This window comes from Erythrobacter donghaensis (assembly GCF_002155425.1).
GTDB classification, from domain to species: domain Bacteria; phylum Pseudomonadota; class Alphaproteobacteria; order Sphingomonadales; family Sphingomonadaceae; genus Erythrobacter; species Erythrobacter donghaensis.
In genome coordinates this window covers 78120-96453 of the sequence record NZ_MUYG01000005.1, presented here as the reverse complement: position 1 = coordinate 96453, position 18334 = coordinate 78120, and the positions used below count along the sequence as shown (strand labels likewise).

Here is an 18334-nt window from a genome sequence, read left to right as displayed (position 1 = left end):
GTTATTCCTCTCCGGTCCACTTGTTCCATGCCGCAGCGAGCGCAGGATACTTTGGGGAATCGTTCGAAACTTTCGTAAGCGCGTATCTGCGAAACTCAGCGAGCAGGCCGGGATTTTCGAATGGCGAAATGTCGCTAGATAGAATCTCGGCACTCATCTCTGGGACCGAATTCCAGGTCGGTTGTCTAGATTCGCGAGCTATGATTCCTAAGGCATTGCGAGCGACTGCAAGTTGGAACCGGTCATGCCCTTCCAATCGGTCTTTGATTGTGCCCAACCACTCGCTTACAGCCTCGGCGAGTTCTGCCTCGGTCGCTTCGCCTGATCCATCCCCGAACACTGTCGCATTCCGGATCGGTTTACGCTCCTCCTCCGGCGCGTCCTCCTCCAGCAGCAGCAGCAGATCGAGCTCCTGCTCGCTCGTCCGGCGCGAGATCACCACGCGTTCGAGCATCCGGTCCGCGCCCGAGCGCCATTGCGCCGCCATCTTGAGGCATCCCAGCGCCCACCACACGGTGCGGTAGATCGTCCAGAAACGGAAGCGTGCGGGGTCGATGGTGACCCCCGCCTCGGCCTCGTAGGCAGCGATGTAATCAGTAATTGACCCCAGCCCCAGCGCGGGCCGGTCATAGCGGGCGAAGCGCCACACCGCCATGCAGCCGAAGGCGAGGTCTTCGTGGCGATCGCCGAAATGGGCGATTTCCCAGTCGAGCACGCCGGTCAGAGCCGAGCCTTCGACCAGCAGATTGCCCATTCGGTAATCGCCGTGGTTGAGGACGGGTTCGACCTTAGGCGGGCAATTGTCCTCCAGCCACTTGAGGCCGAGTGCGATGATCGGGCGATCCCCGCCCGCCTCGATGAACTGCGCCTTGAGGTCGGCGATGGCGGCGCGGTAATCCATCACCGGCACGCCCTCGGGCACATCCGCTTGCCGCAAGCGGTGGATGCAGGCGAGGTCGCGGGCAATGCCGCGCAGCAGCCCATCGGGGTCGTCGCAGGCCAGAATGACCTTGGGATCAGCCGTCCCCGGCAGCGCTCGCATCACGAAGCCGCTCCCGAGCCCGTCCGCCTCCTCCAGCACCGCCACCACTTCCGGCGCGGTCACGCCTTTGGCACGCGCCGCCTCGATCAGCGCTGCCTCGGTGGCGTGCCCGTAAGGCCGCCCCTCCATGAAGGCGAGGCTCGGCGCGCGGCGCAGGACGTAATCGCAGCCGCCAGCGGAAAACCGCCAGCTCTCCATCACCGCCCCGCCCGTCAGGCGCTTCGGCTCCGACGACACAGCGCCGAGGCCCACACGCGCCATCACCCGGTCAAGACCGGCGACGAGGGTGTCCGCGTCCATCATGCGGGCTGAGGGACGGGCACCGAACGGATCAACCGATCTGCTTGCGCATCCGCTTGGCTCGGCTGGCCGGATTGGGATGGGTTTGCAACAAGGCAATCCCGCCCCCGCCGCCCATCGCCGCAAGCTTGTCCATCGCGGTCGCGCAGGCCATCCGGTCATAGCCATTGGCGGCCATGAAGGTCAGCGCATAGTCATCGGACTGCGTCTCGGCGGCCTGCGAGTGCTGGGCATACATCACGTTCTGGATCAGCCCGCCGAGCCGCGAATCCGCGATGCGCCGCACCCCGCCGCTGGCCGTGCCCGCCACGCTCAGCGCGGCATCCTGCTGGAGCGCGCGCTTCAGCCGCTTCTGCCCGTGTTCAAGCTTCACATGTCCGATCTCGTGCCCGATCACGCAGCGCACCTCGTCATCGGTGAACCTGTCCATCAGCCCGGAATAGACCCGCACCGTGCCGTCCCCCATGGCGAAGGCATTCACCTCGTCGACAAGATAGGCCTGAATGTCGAGCGTCAGCCCGTCATAGCTCTTGAGCCCCTGGGTCAGCTTGGCGAGCCGGACGGCGTGGGGGCTCTTGGCAGGAGCGAGCGGGTTCTTCTGGTCCATCTCGTCGGACATCTGGCCGAAATAGGCCACGATCTCCGCATCCGAGACGGTCGCCGCCTGCACGACCTTCTTCCCCGCCCCCAGCAGGTCTCCCATGCTCTGCGCATCCGCCGGGGCGGCCGGGGCCAGCAGCATGGCTCCGGCCAGTCCGGCAATGGCAAGCCCCGGCACGGCAGCGGTCAACAGTTTGATAGCATTACGCATGATCATCCCTCCCTTTGCGTGCACGGTGCCTGCCACAGGGCCAATGATCAAGCCGGAACGTTGTCCTTCTTGACCGTGATCACCTGCGCATAGGTGAACTCCTTCAGGCCTTCCTTGCCGTATTCGGCGCCGAAGCCCGACTGCTTGTGCCCGCCGAAAGGCGCAAACGGGGAGAGGTGGAGATATTCGTTGATCCACACCGTGCCGGTTTCGAGCTGCTCGGCGATTTCGACGCCCTTGTCCGGGTTGCCGGTCCACACCGCGCCGGCGAGGCCGTATTCGGAGTTGTTGGCGCGGCTGATGACTTCCTCTTCCGAGGAGAACTTCATCAGAGGCATGACCGGGCCGAACTGCTCCTCGGCGACGATCCGCGCATCTTCGGGCGGGTTGTCGAGAATGGTCAGCGGCACGAAGTAGCCGGTGCCGGAGGGGTCGACATTGCCGCCCAGCAGGAACTTGTAGCCATTGTCCTTGGCGTCCTCGATCAGCTCGAGCACGCGTTCGTACTGCTTCTTGTTCTGGATCGGGCCGACGCCCGTGCCCTGCTGCGCGCCGTCGCCGACGGTCACGGTCTTGGCATATTCCACGATCGCCGCCGAAAGCTCGTCATAGATGTCCTCGTGGATATAGACGCGCTTGGCCGCGACGCAGATCTGGCCTGCGTTCGAGAAGCTCGACCAGAACAGCTGCTCGGCGACCTTCTTGGGGTCCGCATCGGGGAGCACGATCGAGGCATCGTTGCCGCCCAGTTCGAGCGTGATGCGCTTGAGATCGGCCGAGGCGCCTTCCATGATCTTCTTGCCGGTCGCGGTCGAGCCGGTGAAGGTGATCTTGTCGATATCGGGGTGGCTGGTCATCAGCGGGCCGAGGTCGTCCTCGCCGGTGATGATGTTGACCACGCCCGGCGGCACCTTGTCCGCGATCAGCTCGGCGATGCGCAGCGTGGTGAGCGGGGTGAAGGGCGAGGGCTTCAAAACGATGGTGCAGCCCGAGAGCATCGCGGGCGCGATCTTCTGGATCGCCATCATCACCGGGAAGTTCCACGGCACGATCCCTGCGACCACACCCACCGGCACGCGGCGGGTGCGGCTGAGGCGGGTGTCGCTGTCCTCGTTAATCTCGTCATCGAGGCTGAGCGTGGACTGCGCCGCGCTCATCGCGGCTGCGCCATAGATCTCGCCCTTGGCCTGATCGTGCGGCTTGCCCTGCTCGCTGGTGAGCAGGCGGTAAAGCTCCTCGGCATTGGCCTTGATCGCGCCCGAAATCGCTTGGATCGCGGCACGACGTTCCTCGATCGGGGTGTTCTTCCACGTCTTGAACGCGGCGCGCGCGGCAGCGACGGCCTCGTCCAGCTCGGCCTTGCCGCAAGCGGGGACCTGACCGATCACCTGCTCGGTTGCGGGGTTGACGACATCGAGCATCCGGTCGGTCGCGACCATCTTGCCGTTGATGAGGTTCTTGTACTGGGTGACCATTATGTGTCCTCTCTCGTCCTCTGATTGGGGGAGTCGTCTCACTCCCGCGCAAAGTGGCGCGCCCGATTGCAAAACGCAATCGCGGCTGTGGCGGCGAGTGTAGGCGGCGCGGCGACGCGTGGCGACTGGCGATTGCGCTATTGCTGCGCGCGGCTATGGATGCGGCCGGAGAGACAATGCACGGAGATGCCGCATGAGTGACTCGCGCCCCGATCTGATAATCTACGGCAGCCCGGTTTCACCCTTCGTGCGCAAGGCCGCGGGAATGTGCATCGCCAAGGGCGTGCCTTACGAGGTCGAGGCGATCAACATCTTCGCGCCCCCGCCGTGGTTCGTCGAAATTTCGCCGATGAAGCGCATTCCGGTGCTGCGCGATCGCAGCGTGGCGGAAGAAGGTCTGGCCGGGACGATCCCCGATTCCTCGGCAATCTGCGCCTATATCGAGAAAAAGCACCCTGCCCCGGCGCTCTATCCGGAAGAGCCGATGGCTCATGCGCAAGCGCTGTTCATCGAGGAATTCGCGGACACCACGCTCGCCATGGCGGGCGGCCTCGGGATCTTCCGGCCGATCTTCTTTGCCATCAGCAAGGGGCAGGAACCCGATCTCGACAAGGCGCGCGATGCGTGGGCGAACCAGCTGCCGCCGGTGTTCGATGTGCTCGAAACGCGGCTCGGCGGGCGAGCCTATTTCGCAGGCGATGCGCTGTCGATTGCCGACATCACGGTGGCCTGCGTGCTGATGCAGGTGTCGCTGGTGGCCGAGACTCCGCTGGACAAGTGGCCCGGCGTTGCCGCGCACTTTGCCGCGATGCAGGCCCTGCCGCTGATCGCGGAACCTTACGAACAAGCGGAAAAGATCATCCGCAAGGCCTTGCCCACCCGCTTCGACCTGACCTAAGGCGTTGAGACAAGAGAGAGGGTAACGGGGCGCATGGCCAGCGAGTGGTGCATCGGGATCATCGGGGGATCCGGGCTCTATGCCATTGACGGCATGGAGGACACGCAGTGGATCGCGATCGATACGCCGTGGGGCGATCCTTCCGACGAGATCCTGTTCGGCACGCTGGGCGGGGTCAAGGTGCGCTTCCTCCCGCGCCACGGCCGCGGCCACCCGATTGCGCCGAGCGAGCTGAATTCGCGCGCCAATATCGATGCGCTCAAGCGCGCGGGCTGCACCGACATTCTGGCGATCAGCGCGGTGGGGAGCTTGCGCGAAGAGCTGGAGCCGGGGCGCTTTGCGGTCGTCGAACAGTTCATCGACCGCACCGTCGCGCGGCCCGGCACCTTCTACACCAGCGGTTTCGTCACCCATGTCTCGATGGCCGATCCGGTCTGCGCGCGCCTGTCGGACATGGCCGCCCACGCGATTGCCGAAGCCAAGGGCAAGGTCGCCGTCGGGGCGACCTATCTTGCGATGGAAGGCCCGCAATTCTCGACCCGTGCGGAAAGCCGGATGTACCGCGCATGGGGCGCGGACGTGATCGGGATGACCGCGATGCCCGAAGCCAAACTCGCGCGCGAGGCGGAGCTTCCCTATGCGCTCGTCGGGATGATCACCGATTACGATTGCTGGCGCGAGGGCGAAGCGGTCGACGTTGCGCAGGTTGTCGGGCAGATGCAGGCCAACGGCGCGCTTGCACGGACGATGGTGCAGAACTTCATCGCCGCCCTGCCCGAGGAGCGCGAGCCGTCACCCATCGACACCGCCTTGGACGATGCGCTGATCACCGCGCCCGACGAGCATGATCCCGCGCTGATGGCCAAGCTCGACGCGGTGGCTGCGCGGCTGTTCGCCTAGACCACTTTCAGCCGTCGCCTCAGGCCCAGAGGCGCTGCGCCAGTTCGGGCAGCGCTGCGGCATAGCGGGAGACATCCTCGAGCCTGCCCGTGCTCACCCGCGAATAGCCTGCCCAGGGCCCATAGGCGCCGCGGATGGCGATCCCCTTCTCGGCCATCGCATCGCGCAGGCTGTTGGCATCGGGCACCTTCACGAACACGAAATTGGTCTGCGAGGGCAGCGCGGTCAGCCCGGCCTTGGCGACCGCATCGACGATCATCGCCCGCCCCTCCAACACCGCCGCGCGCGACTGGTCGAGGAAGGGCGTGTCGTCATAGCTCGCAATCGCCGCCGCCAGCCCGGCGAGATTGCCGCCGAAGCTCATCATGTGGGACTGGATGCGCTTGGCATTGGCCTCGCTGGTGATGGCATAGCCGACCCGCAGCCCGGCCATGCCGTAGATCTTGGAGAAAGTGCGGCACACGATCACATCGGCGCCGCTGCGCACCAGATCGATCATCGAGTTGTCCTCGGGCCGGTCGGTCAGCTCGTTATAGGCCTCGTCCACCAGCAGGGTCGCGGTGGGGGTGACGGCGGCGGCAAAGCTGCGCAGCGCGGCGGGCGCGATCAGCATCCCGGTGGGATTGTTGGGGTTGCAGATCTGCACCAGCGCCACGCCGTCTGTCACCTTGGCCTGCATCGCGGCGAGATCGACGTTCATGTCCTGCGCCAGCGGCACGCGCAGCAGGGACACTCCCTGCCGCTCGCCATAAAGCGCGGTCGTGTCCCAGAACAGATCGGGGCAGAGGATCGACCCCTCGCGCCCCCAGGCGAGCGCGATGGCGCACAGGATCTCGGTCGATCCTTCGCCGACCACCACCTGCGCGGGCGTGACCCCGTGGCGCTCGGCGATCATCGCGGTCAGGCGCTGCTGGCCGCGATCGGCATAATAGCAACCCATCTTCGCGGTATCGGCAATCGCCCGCAGCGCCGAGGGTGCGGGACCATAGGGGTTCTCGTTGCGGCTCAAGAGCGCCTGCCCGATCTTAGGCCCGAAATCGGGCTCGACCGCAGCGCTCGTCGCCGCAGCGCTCAGCCCGCTCAGCGGCAGGGCACCGAGGCCGCCGGCAAGCCCGGCACCGGCGAGAAAGGATCGGCGGTTGGTTGGCATCGGAGAACTCCTTCGGATCAGGGTGGCAGGGGGTCAGAACTTGGCGATCATCAGCACGCCGATGACCGTGAGATAGAGACCGAACACCCGGCGCAGGATCGCCGGAGACAGCGTGTGCGCCGCCGCCACGCCGAGCGGCGCACACAGCACCGAGGTGGCAATCAGCACGATGGCGGCGGGCAGGTGGACATAGCCCAGCGCGCCCCAGCCGAGGCCGCTTTCGCCCAGCCCGATCAGGATGAAGCCGAGCGTCGCCGGGATGGCGATCACCGCGCCCATCCCGGCCGCCGTGCCGATGGCGCGGTGGATCGGGGTGCCACAGACGGTCATCGTCAGGGTGGTGAGCGTCCCGCCACCGATCCCGAGCAGGGTCGAGAACGCGCCCAGCGCGCTGGCGATTCCGGCGCGCGGCAGACCTGAAGGCAAGGCGGCGAACAGCGGATCCCCCTGCCGCGCGGGAAGCAGAAAATAGACCGCGAAGGACAGCACCCCCACGCCGAAGATCAGCGCCAGCAGTGCGCCTGACACCATGTCGGCAAACAGCGTGCCGACCCCCGTCCCCAGCACCACCCAGACCGCCCAGCCCTTCAGCAGGTCGAAATCGACCGCGCCGCGCAGCGCGTGGCTGCGGGTCGAGCGGATCGAGGTGAAGATGATCGAGGCGAGCGAAGTGCCCACCGCGACATGCGCGGTCTGGTCCGGCGCGACCCCCAGCAGCGGCAGCAGCAGCATCAGCGCCGGGACAACCACGAAGCCCCCGCCGATCCCGAACAGCCCGCCCGCAAAGCCGGCACCTGCCCCGGCAAGCAGCAAGGCCGGGAGCGCGAAAGCGAGGGTGGCGGTGATGGTCATCGGCGGCGAGAATACGCCTGGCGCAAGCGACTCCAAGCGAATTGTCGCACTGCAACATGGGGTAAATGACGCAGGCGCAGCCGGGCGCTGACTCGGCAGCTACCGCGCCTGCATCGCCTCTTCCTCGGCAGCGAGGCTCGCCCCGACAAAGCGCTCGACGCTGACGCCGGTCGACCGGGTGCGGTCGCGGAGCAGGAATTCGCGCACCTCGTGCAGCCAGACCCGGCGGCCCATGCGGTAATACCAGCGGATCGCGTGGCGGATCTTGGCCTCGCGGTTCCAGATCAGCCGCCGGAGCGCGCGCGGGCGCAGCTGCATCACCGCCTCGATCGCCTTGACCCACAGGAACAGCCGCCACGGCGGCATATGCGCCATGCCGAGCACCTGATGCTTGTAATCCCACTTGCTGCGGTCGGGCTGCACCACATCCCGCTCGGTCGCCTCGGCGTAATAGGGCGTCCAGCGATGGGGGACGACATAGAGCGCCTGAATCTGGTCGGGGTCGTAGGAGATCAGCGTTTTGAGCGCGTGCCACATGTCGCGGTCGGTCTGGTGCGAGAAGCCCGCCACCCAGGTCGCCATCGACAGGATATTGTGCTGGCGCAGCAGGCGGATCGCCTCGCGGTCGGTGGTGGTCGCGCCGCCCTTGCGGATCAGGCGCAGGGTATCCTCGTCGGTGTTTTCGGTGCCCATCAGGAAGCGTTCGAACCCGGCCTTCTTGTAGAGATGCAGGAACTCCGCATCGCGCACGATATCGTCCGCGCGGGTCGATCCGACGAGGGTGACGTCGATGTCCTCGGCGATCAGCGCCTCGAGAAACGCCTTCCACGCCTTGCGCCCGGCCGAGGGGTTTTCGTCGGCGAAGTTGAACACCTCGACCCCGTGATCGCGGTGGAGGCGGGCGATCTCGGCCGCGAATTTGATCGGGTCGCGGTGGCGCCAGCGCGTCCAGAAGCCGCGCTGGCCGCAATAGGTGCACAGGTGCGGGCACCCGCGCGAGAATTGCACCACCACCGCGCGCTTGCCGCCCCAGTAGGAATAGCGCGCATGATCGATCAGCTCCCAGCCGATGCGATAGGCGTCGAGATCCTTGATCACCGGCGCCGCCGGGGTGGCGAAGGGCGCGCCGTTCTGGCGCAGGGCGAGTCCGGGCACTGCATCAAGCGCGGCTTGCCCGGCCAGCGCGCGGGCGAGCTGGCGCGCGGTCTCCTCCCCCTCGCCGCGCACGATCACATCGACCCACGGCTCGGCGGCGAGGATGTCGCGCCAGAAATAGGTCGGATGGACCCCGCCATAAACAATCGTCGCCTCGGGCATCCGCGCGCGCACCGCCTCGGCGCAGGCGGCGATGATCGGATGGCCCGAGGAGGAACCCGAATGGCCGAACATCACCACATCAGGTGCCAGCGCCGCCGCCTCGGCAACAATCGCCGTCAGCGGCATCGGGCCGAACTCACCGTCGATGAGGTGCACCTCATGCCCGTCGTCGATCAGCGGCCCGCCGACCGACAGCAGGCCCAGCGGCGGCAATTGCTCGCGCGGGATACGGCTGCCGATCGCCGGATGCGGAATGTTGATGAGCACGATCCGCAACTGCGTTATTCCCTTGCGCTGGAGCAACCCGATGGGAGCCACCGTGAACGAAAATACTGGCCTCGCCTATTACACCGTTCAAGCAGCGAACCGCCGCCATTTCCAGTCGCTTTTCTTTGCGGTCTGCGGGTTTACGTGGAGTTTCGCGCTGGCGGTGCTGGTGTTGATCGAGGACACGCCGCTGGGCCTTGGCGCAAAAGCCGCGTGCCTGGCGAGCGGCTGCGTGCTGATCGGCGGCAGTGTCATCGCCCGCCGCCTGCTGCTGCGCGAAAGGGCGGCGTTCCGCGAGATGATCGCCACCTGGCAGGAGCTGCGCCAGACCGCGCCCGCCGCCACCACCCCGCGCTTCCGCCCGGGTGCGATGACGCTCGCCTGCGCGGTGCAGGCCCTGACCGGATTGGGATTGATCGGGCTTGGTCTGACGCTGTGACGCGCGCTATTGCAGCGTCACAATGTCCTCGTCGCCATCCGTGCGGCCGAAGAACTGCATCAGCTGCACCAGCAATTCGCAGCGCTCGTTGAGCGTTTCGGTCTCGAGCAGCGCCTGCTTGCTGGCCGGATCAAAGGGCGCGATCTGCGAGACGCCGTTGATCAGCGAGCGATCATCGAGCCGCTCGACCGAATCCCAGTCGACCGAATAGCCCTGCCGGTCGGCAAAGGCGCGCGCCTCACGCTCGAACCCGCCGCGCTGGGCGTGGGTCAGGGTCTCGTTTTCGTCCTCGGGCAGAATCTCGGCCTCGACCTGGCGATAGGCCGTGGCGACATCAAGCTCGCGCAGCAGGCGGAAACGCGACGTGCCTTCGAGGATGAGGTTGTAGCGCCCGTCATCCATCGCCTGAATCTCGCCGATCCGGCCGACGCAGCCGACCTCGAAAAGCGGCGCGCCGTCAACCGCGCGCTGGGGCTGGATCATCGCGATCTGCCGGTCGCGGATCATCGCATCGGCCACCATCGCACGGTAGCGCGGCTCGAAGATGTGGAGCGGCAGCTGCATGCCGGGAAACAGCACTGCGCCCGTCAGGGGAAAGATGGAAAGCCTTTTGGTCATCCGAACAATACGCGCGACAGGCGGCGACGGACGCCGACGACCCATTCGTCCTCCAAGCCTGTGGCCTCGAAAATCTTGAGCAGCTTCGCCCGCGCCGCACCCTCGTTCCATTCGCGGTCTACGGCGATCATGGCGAGCAGGGTGTCGGCAGCCTCGTCGCGGCTCCCGGCGGCAAAGGCGGCTTCGGCGAGCGCGAATTGCGCGTCCATATCCTCGGGCGCGGCGGCAGCGGCAGCGCGCAGGGCGGCCAACTCGCCATCATCGACGCGGGTGCCCGCGAGTTCCAGCGCGCTGCGAGCCGGCGCGATCGCGGGATCGGTGGCGAGCCGCGGATCGCTTTCGATCACCTCCATCACCTGCTTCGCGTTGTCGACCTCGCCCAGCATCACCAGTGCACGCACGAGGCCCGCGTGGGCGGGGGCATTGCCCTCGGCGAATTCAGTGATCTGCGCGAAGATCCCGGCGGCGCGCTGCGCGTCACCGGCGGACAGCGCCTCTTCGCCCAGCTTGACGAATTGCGCGATTTCCTCGGGCGAAGGCCCCTGCGGCGCGCCGCCGGCAGCGGGTGCATCCCCGCCCTCGACCGGCAATTGCGCGAGCAGCTGATCGAGCGCGGCCTTCAGCTGCGATTCGGAGCGCGCGCTGGTCAGATCGGCGACCGGCTGGCCCTGAAACATGGCATAGACCGTCGGGATCGAGCGCACCTGAAACTGCGCGGCGATGAACTGTTCCTCATCGACATTGATCTTGGCGAGCACCACGCCCTTGTCGGCATATTCGCCCGCGACTTTCTCCAGCACCGGGGTCAGCGCCTTGCACGGCCCGCACCATTCGGCCCAGAAATCGAGGATGACGAGCTTGCTCTGCGAAGGCTCCACCACCGCCTTGCGGAAACGGTCGACCGCCTTCTGTTCGTCGATGCTCAGTCCCATGCTGGCCAAGGTATCTGCTCCTGCTGTGTGTCTGGCCCCCATGTGGGGCTTTGCGCGCCGATGTGAAGCGCGCATTCGTGCTGGCGGGTAAGCCATATGCGATCAAGCCCCAATCGCGCCAATTTTGCGCTTGCAGGGTGGGAAGGGCACTGCTAATCGCGCCGCCTCTCCGGCAGGAACCGCGCGATTCAGCGGCTTCTGTCAGCGCCAGTGAGCGGGCGTAGCTCAGGGGTAGAGCACAACCTTGCCAAGGTTGGGGTCGAGGGTTCGAATCCCTTCGCCCGCTCCATATTTTCCGACATGATCGTGCCAGCACGCCGCATCGGGCGCCCCACGGGGCGTCGGCGATGCCTGGGGCTGGCCGCGCCCCGCAGGTCCCATTGCTGCGCCGCAGCGGAAACAGATTGCACAGGCTCCCGAAAATCGGCACTCAATGGGGCCACATCGGAAACTGCGGAGTTTCGCGCGCGCGATCACTTTCCTCATGCATCCTGCTGCCCTTTCTCCCCGCCCTTTCGTCAAAACCCGGGTGAAGGACATCATCGCGATCGGACCGCGCGATGCGGCTTGACGGCTGGAAAGCGATCGGCGCGCATTTCGGGAGGGAACGGTCCACCGTCATTCGCTGGGAAGCAGATCGCGGGATGCCGGTGCACCGGATTCCGGGCAAGGGGCGCGGCAGCGTATTCGCGCTGACCGAAGAGCTCGACGCATGGCTCGCCGAAAATCCCGAAAACGAAGCGGAGCCGCAGGAGCCAGCGCCGCCCGCCGCAGCCCCCTCCCCCGCATCGCCCGCCCGGAAGGGGCCGTTGCGGCTTATCCTGTCGCTGGCCGCGATGCTGGGTGTCATCAGTCTGGGTGCCTTCGCCTTTTCGCAGGGCCGCACGCCGGAAGTGCCATCCGGCCTTCCGCAAGACCCCGCCCTCGCCAGCATCTATCTGGAAGCGCGCAGCGACTGGGCGCGGCGCAGCGAGGCTTCGATCACCGCCGCGATCGCCAAGCTGACGCAGGTGACCGACGGCGACCCCGGCTTTGCGCCCGCCCACGCTGCCCTCGCCGACAGCTATATTCTCGCCCGCGAATTCGGCTCGATGAGCGATCCGGTCGCTTTCGGACGCGCCCAGCAAGCCGCCGATGCCGCGCTGCGGATCAATCCCGAGGATCCCGATGCCCTGCGCGCGCTCGGCTTCATCGAATATTGGTGGCGCGGGAACCGGCAGGAAAGTATGCGCCGCTTCACCGCAGCCATCGCCGCCGCGCCGCAATCGGCCCAGACCCATTTCTGGCTGGGCAATATCCTCATCGACAACGGCGATTTCGCCGCAGGTCTGAAGGAACTGGAGCGGGCCCGCCTGCTCGAGCCGGCGTCGGTGCCGATCCTCGTCGACCTCGCATGGGCGCAATATGCCAAGGGCGACGTGGACGCAGCGCAGCGTAAGCTCGAAGCGCTCCGTCAGCGCGACCCCGAACTGGCGACCGCGCGCGATTACCTGTCGATCGTCTATCTCGACCAGGGCAATATCGCAGGCTTCGTCGAAGAATATGCCGCCCATGCCCGCATCCGTAAACTGGAGCGCGAAACCGCCCATGCCGAGGCCATGACGGCCGCCTTGGCGCAAGACCCCGATGCCGTCCTGCCGCTGCTGGTGCGCGCAATGGAGGCCGAAATCGCCTCGGGGGAGCGCAGCTTCCTCCCCTGGCCGACAATGATCGCAACTGCCGCCGATGATCGCGAGGCGACCCTGCGACTGCTTGGCAAGGCGGTTGCCAGAAACGAAACCTGGGGCAGTGCCTGGGTAATCCGCTACCTCACCCAGCGCTGGCGCGGTGATCGGCCCGTCATGGATCTGATCGGCAAGCTTCGGCCGCCAAGCATGGCCCAGAACTGACCCGGACGCCGAAGTAGCGCGGCGCTGCGCCGCAATCTGCCCCTAGAAACCATCTCCTGCCACTTCATGCCACTTTGAAATGCCGCCAGCGTGGGTGACATTTCCCCTGCAATTCCAGCGCCCATCCGATCATGGACAAGCGCTTCGAATTCCGGGGGAAACCAAGATGACACGTCCGAAGATCACCGCGCGCAGCTTCGCCATACTTCTGTCGGGAACGGCGGCATTGGCCTTGGCAAGCCCGGCTTTGGCGCAATCGACCACATGGGACGGCGACAACGACTCCGATTTCGGGAACGGCCCGAACTGGGATACGAACAGCGTCCCCGGTCCGACCGACAATGTCATCATCGAGCGGGTGCCGAACCAGCCAATCATCGACAACCGCACATTCACGATCAACGATCTGACACTGCGTGATGCGACCCAGTTCATCATCAGGAATGGCGGCAATCTGACAGGCGCGGGCAACGCCGTTCTGGGGACGGGCAGCACAGTCACTGTGACTGGCGCGAATTCTGCCTGGCTCGTGGGCGGCAGCAGCACCGTCGGCGGGACGGTCAATGTGCGCGAGGGCGGGAGCTTTCTGGGTGCGCGCCTGACGGTCGAAGGTTCGGGACGGATCGTTGTCGACGGCGTGAATTCGACCTGGCGATCGACCGGCGCTGCCACCATCAACGGCGCAATCGAAGTGCGTGCTGGCGGGCACTTCACGGGCCTGAACAATCAGGCGAATATCCTGAATTCGAGTTGGAGCCTCGGAAGCGGCGGATCGATCATCGTGGATGGCGCAGGGTCGCGCTTCTCGCTCGAAAATGCCTTTTCCAGCGCGGGCACGATCACGGTCCAGAATGGCGGCACAGCAGCTTTCGAAAGGATCGTGGGCTCGGGCAGCGCCTCGGTCAGGGTAAACGGCCAGGGTTCGGCCCTGACGGTGGGCGGGGGCCCGTTCCTGATGGGGCAGGGCGATGGCGCGACCGGCGGCTTTCTGCTGGTGGAGAACGGCGGGCAGTTGACCAGCAACGGCTTCGGGTTCGCCTCGAACGGCGTTCCGGCCACCTTCGATGTCATGGTGCAGGGCGCAGGCAGCCGCTGGACCATCAATCCGGGCAATTCGCGCGCATTGGGCGCGGGGACCAATGCGGTGAGCTTCCGCGTGCTGGATGGCGGGGTGGTCGACGATGTGACGCCGAGCGGCAACTGGTCGCTGGGTCAGGGCACCTCTGTGCTGGTCTCGGGAGCGGGATCGCGGTGGCTTACCAGCGGCGTGGTCAACTTCAACGCGACCACGGTGGGCCAGCCGGTGGGTGATGTGATCATCGAGAACGGGGGCGAATTCACGGTCCGGGCGAATGGCTTGAGCACGCTGGGATCGATCGGCGGGCCGGTCAGCCGCAGCCTGATCGTGCGCAGCGGGGGGCAGGTGAACTTCACCGGCGGGACGGGCGCGGGGCTTTCGGTGCGCGGCGGGACGATCCTCGTCGATGGCGGGACGCTGACCGGGCGGCTCGATCTTGGCTTGGGCACGGCGGGCCGCACCACCGTGACGGTGCAGAATGGCGGGCTGATCGATGGCACGGGCGGTGGCAACTGGTTTACCGATGCCGGCGCAGATTTCATCGTCACCGGCGCCAATTCGCGGCTGATCGCGGTGGGCGCGCCCACGGTTGGCGGCGACATCACCGTATCGGCGGGCGGCAATGCCAGCTTTCAGGCAATCGACTTCGCCAATGCGGCGCGGACCAACCTGCTGACGATCTCGGGCGTGAATTCGCAATTTGCGACCGGCGACTTCTTCGTCTCGCGGTTCGGCGGGCAGAGCTCGACGATCCTTGTCGAGAACGGCGGGCGGTTGGTCACCGGGCGCGCCTTGCTGGGCAACAACAGCGGCAGCAGCACGGTCAATCTGACCGTCACCGGCGCAGGGTCGCTTTGGCAGGTCACCTCTGGCGCGACGGCGCTCGATTTCGGAGCGGGCGCGTCGGACGTGAACATCGCGATCCTCAATGGCGGGCGATTCCAGAGCCTGTCGGGCATCAACCCCTCGTTCCGGCCGAACACCGATCTGCTGGTCTCCGGCGCAGGCAGCCTCTTCGAGACGGCGGGCAACATCAGCTTCGGCGGCGCAAGCGCGGGCGAACCCGTGGGAACGCTGGTGATCGAAAACGGCGCGAGCCTCATCACGCGCGGGCCGAGCGACAACGGGCTCGGCTTCAACGGCGTACTGCGCACCATGGCGATCACCAATGGCAGCAGCTGGATCATGACCGGCGGCCTCAATTCCGGGCTGCAGATCGAGACGACCCGCCTTGTGGTCGACAATTCCACCCTGTCGGCGGAAGGGGGCATCAGCATCGGCTTGCGGTTCACGGGCACGGATCTGATCCTGCGCAATGCCGATTTTTCCGCGCGCTCGCTAAACCTCGGTTCCGTGGCGGGCAACCGGGTGACGATCGGCACCCGGGCCGACGGTTCTGCCGGGGCAGCGGGCACGTTCAATGTCGGCTCGGTCGGTCTGACGAATGGCAACACGCTGGACATCAACCATACCGGCACGGACTTCCTGATCGCATCGGCGATCACCGGCGCGGGCGCGATCAACCATCTGGCCGGACGCACGCGCCTGACGGGGGCGAGCGCGGGCTATAGCGGCCTCCTGACGGTCAGCGGCGGCGACATCGTGATCGACGGGACGCTTGGCGGAAACGCGGCGCGCGCGACCTTCGAGAACGCCCGCCTTTCGGGCACCGGCACCTTCGGCGGCGACGTGACGCTGGGCAATGCGACGCTTGCGCCGGGCAATTCGGCCGGCACCTTCCGCATCGGCGGCGATCTGGTGCTGAGCGCGGGCTCGGTGCTCGATTTCGAGCTGGGCCTGCCCGATCAGGCTCCCGGCGCGGGCAGCGATCTCATCATCGTGGGCGGCGATCTGACGCTCGACGGCACGCTCAACATCAGCAACATCGGCGGCTTCGGCAGCGGGCTTTACCGGCTGATCAATTACGGCGGCACCCTGACCGACAACGGGCTCGCATTCGGTGGTGTCCCAGACGGTTTCGAACTGACCGGCCTGACGCTCGATCTGGCGACAGCGGGGCAGGTCAACCTGCTCGCACAGGCCGCGACCCCCGATTTCGACTTCATCTTCTGGGATGGCGGCAACACCGCCGCCGATGGCCTGATCAATGGCGGAAGCGGCACCTGGACCGTCGACACCACCAACTGGACCACGCTGGAGGCCAACAACAACGGCGTCTTCGATCCGGCCGACTTCCTGATCTTCCGCGCACCCGAAGTCCCCGAGTCCGCAGCGACGCTGACACGCTTCGCGGCGATACCGTCGGCGGCGACGGGCACTGTCACTGTCGACAACACCGCAGGTCAGGTGAGCCTTGCCAACGGCGTCCAGTTCGCTGCGACCGGCTACACCGTCACTGGCGGCGCGATCCGGCTCGATGCGCCCGGCGCGATCATCCGCGTGGGTGACGGCTCGGCCGAGGGCAGCGCGTTCGTCGCGACGATCGCGTCCGCGCTGACCGGTGGCGGCAGCCTGACCAAGACCGATCTGGGCACCCTGATCCTGCTCGGCGCGAACACCTATACGGGCGGCACCACGGTCGCGGGCGGCAGGTTGCAGGGCGACACCACCAGCCTGCGCGGCGCGATCGCGATCGATGCTCCGGGCACGCTGTTGTTCAACCAGACGAGCAACGGCACCTTCTCCGGCATCCTGAGCGGCGCGGGCAGGATCGACAAGGATGGGGCGGGCGTGCTCGATCTCGGCGGCACCCACAGCGACTTTGTCGGCCTGTTCAACCTGATGGCGGGCGGCCTCAACCTCACCGGAACGCTGGGCCGCGATGTCGGCAGCAGCCGGCTCGCGACCGCCGCGGGCACCACGCTCACGGGCACCGGGACGGTCGGCAATCTCGCAATCGGCGGCAGCTTCGCCCCCGGCGCAGGCACGGCCCCGGCGGCTGCCACCTTCAATGTCGCGGGCGATCTCAGCTTTGCGGCGGGATCGCGCTACCTTGTCGATCTCGCCGCGAACGGCAGCGGCGACCGGGTCGTCGCAGGGGGCGATGTGGTTCTCGCCGGGGGAACGGTGGAGGTGAACCTGCTCAGCCCGGAACTCGACTATGTCGACGGCAGCATCTTCACCATCGTCGAGGCCGAGGGTTCGCTGACCGGCACCTTTGCCGGGCTGGTCGAGACGTCCGCCTTCCTCGACTTCGCGCTGGGCTATGATTCAAGCCGCGCCTTCCTCACGCTCAGTGTGCTGCGCCAGTTCCCCGACGTCGCGCTGACCTTCAACCAGCGGCAAGCGGCGAGCGGGTTGATGGAACTGGATCGGAGCACGGGCTCCGACAGTCTTGCGGTCTACAACGCGATCCTGCTGCTCGATGCGGAGGACGCGCGCGCCGCCTTCGACCTCGCCTCGGGCGAGATCTATGCCGACGTGCTCGCAAGCGCCCAGCGCAGCGCCATGCTGGCCAGCGCCGCGAACCGCCGCCGCAGCGCCGCGCCGGGCAAGCCGGGGTGGGACGCCTGGGCCGAAGGCACGCTGCGCAGCGGGCGGGTCTCCGCCGACGGCAATGGCGCGCGCTTCACGCAGGACCAGACGCGGCTGAGCCTCGGCCTCGATTATCATGGCGAGGATGACAGCTGGGCCGCCGGGATCGGTGGCGGCTGGATCAGCAACGACATCGACAACGCAGACCGCCTCTCCCACGCCGAGCTCGACGGATGGCATATCGACGGCTTCGCCCGCTATGGCGATCTCGGCAAAGGGCTGACTGCGTTCGTGGCGGCGAGCCACGCCTCTGCCGATGGCACCGCCGCGCGCGCGATCCGCTTCGGCAGCATCGACCGGGCGACCTCGGCAGCGATCGCCACCCGCACCACCGCGCTGTCGGCCGACCTGCGCTTCGGCATGGGCGGCGACAGCTGGGCCTTCGGACCGGCGGCGGGGATCGAATACAGCCGCACGCGGCTCTCCGCCTTCGCTGAAGCCGGTGCCGGGGCGCTCGACCTCAGCAGCGACGGCGCGCGCGACGGATGGACACGGGCGACGCTGGGCGGCTTCGTCTCGCACCGCAGCGACAGCGCCCGCCTGCTGGTCGACCTGCGCTATCTCACCGGCAAGCGGGACGACAGCGCGGTCGCCATGACGCTCGCCGGATCGCCGCAAGCTTTCACTATCCTGCCCGCGCGCGGCAGCAAGCACGGGTTCGTCGCCTCGGCCAGCGGCGAAGTCGATCTGGGCGGCGGCTGGTCGCTCGGCGGCAGCCTCGATGCGCTGATCGCGGGCGATGAGCGCGCGGTCTCGGCGAGTGCGGCGATCAAGCTGGCGTTCTAGGACAATCACGCCCAAGACACGGGGCCGCCGTCGCAAACCTGCCGCACTTCGTCGGCTGTCGTCAGCGGCCCACCCTTTTTCCGCT

At 66.8% G+C, this 18334-nt stretch carries 13 protein-coding genes and 1 tRNA gene; 6 read left to right on the top strand and 8 right to left on the bottom strand.

Annotated features, from left to right (window positions below):
• Window position 1: 1 nt before the first annotated feature.
• The 3 genes from BZF59_RS00965 to BZF59_RS00955 are packed head-to-tail and all read right to left on the bottom strand — an operon-like array spanning window position 2 to window position 3628.
• Window positions 2-1342 carry a phosphotransferase gene (locus BZF59_RS00965; protein ID WP_245805957.1) on the bottom strand — a complete coding sequence of 447 codons (1341 nt, stop codon included), beginning with the start codon at window positions 1340-1342 and terminating at the stop codon, window positions 2-4.
• Window positions 1343-1373: 31 nt separating this feature from the next.
• Window positions 1374-2153, bottom strand: a complete 780-nt coding sequence (locus BZF59_RS00960) for a M48 family metalloprotease (protein WP_211277329.1) — start codon at window positions 2151-2153, stop codon at window positions 1374-1376.
• 47 nt (window positions 2154-2200) lie between these two features.
• Window positions 2201-3628 (bottom strand): aldehyde dehydrogenase family protein, encoded by a 1428-nt coding sequence (locus tag BZF59_RS00955; RefSeq protein WP_086606375.1) that lies wholly within the window; start codon window positions 3626-3628, stop codon window positions 2201-2203.
• Between the two features lie 193 nt (window positions 3629-3821).
• Here BZF59_RS00955 and BZF59_RS00950 point away from each other — a divergent pair, with 193 nt between their 5' ends.
• On the top strand, window positions 3822-4526 hold the full coding sequence (locus tag BZF59_RS00950; protein WP_086606374.1) for a glutathione S-transferase family protein: 705 nt from the start codon (window positions 3822-3824) through the stop codon (window positions 4524-4526).
• A 33-nt stretch (window positions 4527-4559) separates the two neighbouring features.
• Window positions 4560-5426 (top strand): S-methyl-5'-thioadenosine phosphorylase, encoded by an 867-nt coding sequence (mtnP, locus tag BZF59_RS00945; RefSeq protein WP_086606373.1) that lies wholly within the window; start codon window positions 4560-4562, stop codon window positions 5424-5426.
• A gap of 19 nt (window positions 5427-5445) precedes the next feature.
• On the opposite strand, the gene BZF59_RS00940 is transcribed toward mtnP, so the two are convergent.
• The 3 genes from BZF59_RS00940 to bchE all read right to left on the bottom strand — a co-directional run bounded on the left by BZF59_RS00940 (window position 5446) and on the right by bchE (window position 9012).
• Window positions 5446-6576, bottom strand: coding sequence for a pyridoxal phosphate-dependent aminotransferase (locus tag BZF59_RS00940; RefSeq protein WP_086606372.1), 1131 nt, complete (start codon window positions 6574-6576; stop codon window positions 5446-5448).
• 33 nt (window positions 6577-6609) lie between these two features.
• Window positions 6610-7428 carry a sulfite exporter TauE/SafE family protein gene (locus tag BZF59_RS00935; RefSeq protein WP_086606371.1) on the bottom strand — a complete coding sequence of 273 codons (819 nt, stop codon included), beginning with the start codon at window positions 7426-7428 and terminating at the stop codon, window positions 6610-6612.
• 99 nt (window positions 7429-7527) lie between these two features.
• Entirely contained in the window at window positions 7528-9012 is a 1485-nt protein-coding gene (bchE, locus tag BZF59_RS00930) for a magnesium-protoporphyrin IX monomethyl ester anaerobic oxidative cyclase (protein ID WP_211277328.1), read from the bottom strand.
• Between bchE and BZF59_RS00925 the strand changes: the two genes are divergently transcribed.
• Window positions 9005-9451 (top strand): hypothetical protein, encoded by a 447-nt coding sequence (locus BZF59_RS00925; RefSeq protein WP_158094232.1) that lies wholly within the window; start codon window positions 9005-9007, stop codon window positions 9449-9451. The two genes, bchE and BZF59_RS00925, sit on opposite strands and share 8 nt — an antisense overlap.
• Before the next feature lie 6 nt (window positions 9452-9457).
• Here BZF59_RS00925 and BZF59_RS00920 read toward each other — a convergent pair whose 3' ends face one another.
• On the bottom strand, window positions 9458-10069 hold the full coding sequence (locus tag BZF59_RS00920; RefSeq protein WP_086606369.1) for an LON peptidase substrate-binding domain-containing protein: 612 nt from the start codon (window positions 10067-10069) through the stop codon (window positions 9458-9460).
• Window positions 10066-11001: a tetratricopeptide repeat protein gene (locus BZF59_RS00915; protein ID WP_086606368.1), complete on the bottom strand. Its 936-nt coding sequence runs from the start codon at window positions 10999-11001 to the stop codon at window positions 10066-10068. The genes BZF59_RS00920 and BZF59_RS00915 overlap by 4 nt, the downstream gene beginning before the upstream one ends.
• 214 nt (window positions 11002-11215) lie before the next feature.
• Here BZF59_RS00915 and BZF59_RS00910 point away from each other — a divergent pair.
• The 3 genes from BZF59_RS00910 to BZF59_RS00900 all read left to right on the top strand — a co-directional run bounded on the left by BZF59_RS00910 (window position 11216) and on the right by BZF59_RS00900 (window position 18249).
• A tRNA-Gly gene (locus BZF59_RS00910) sits at window positions 11216-11290 on the top strand.
• Window positions 11291-11645: 355 nt separating this feature from the next.
• Window positions 11646-12890, top strand: coding sequence for a tetratricopeptide repeat protein (locus BZF59_RS00905; protein WP_158094231.1), 1245 nt, complete (start codon window positions 11646-11648; stop codon window positions 12888-12890).
• A gap of 166 nt (window positions 12891-13056) precedes the next feature.
• On the top strand, window positions 13057-18249 hold the full coding sequence (locus tag BZF59_RS00900; RefSeq protein ID WP_158094230.1) for an autotransporter-associated beta strand repeat-containing protein: 5193 nt from the start codon (window positions 13057-13059) through the stop codon (window positions 18247-18249).
• Window positions 18250-18334 lie beyond the last annotated feature (85 nt).

Bases quoted from the DNA above. Each gene is read 5' to 3' on its own strand.
- mtnP (WP_086606373.1), top strand. From the start codon at position 4,560: ATGGCCAGCGAGTGGTGCATCGGGATCATCGGGGGATCCGGGCTCTAT.
- BZF59_RS00925 (WP_158094232.1), top strand. From the start codon at position 9,005: ATGAGCACGATCCGCAACTGCGTTATTCCCTTGCGCTGGAGCAACCCG.
- BZF59_RS00920 (WP_086606369.1), bottom strand. From the start codon at position 10,069: ATGACCAAAAGGCTTTCCATCTTTCCCCTGACGGGCGCAGTGCTGTTT.
- BZF59_RS00960 (WP_211277329.1), bottom strand. From the start codon at position 2,153: ATGCGTAATGCTATCAAACTGTTGACCGCTGCCGTGCCGGGGCTTGCC.
- BZF59_RS00915 (WP_086606368.1), bottom strand. From the start codon at position 11,001: ATGGGACTGAGCATCGACGAACAGAAGGCGGTCGACCGTTTCCGCAAG.
- BZF59_RS00955 (WP_086606375.1), bottom strand. From the start codon at position 3,628: ATGGTCACCCAGTACAAGAACCTCATCAACGGCAAGATGGTCGCGACC.
- BZF59_RS00935 (WP_086606371.1), bottom strand. From the start codon at position 7,428: ATGACCATCACCGCCACCCTCGCTTTCGCGCTCCCGGCCTTGCTGCTT.
- BZF59_RS00950 (WP_086606374.1), top strand. From the start codon at position 3,822: ATGAGTGACTCGCGCCCCGATCTGATAATCTACGGCAGCCCGGTTTCA.
- BZF59_RS00965 (WP_245805957.1), bottom strand. From the start codon at position 1,342: ATGGACGCGGACACCCTCGTCGCCGGTCTTGACCGGGTGATGGCGCGT.
- BZF59_RS00940 (WP_086606372.1), bottom strand. From the start codon at position 6,576: ATGCCAACCAACCGCCGATCCTTTCTCGCCGGTGCCGGGCTTGCCGGC.
- BZF59_RS00900 (WP_158094230.1), top strand. From the start codon at position 13,057: ATGACACGTCCGAAGATCACCGCGCGCAGCTTCGCCATACTTCTGTCG.
- BZF59_RS00905 (WP_158094231.1), top strand. From the start codon at position 11,646: ATGCCGGTGCACCGGATTCCGGGCAAGGGGCGCGGCAGCGTATTCGCG.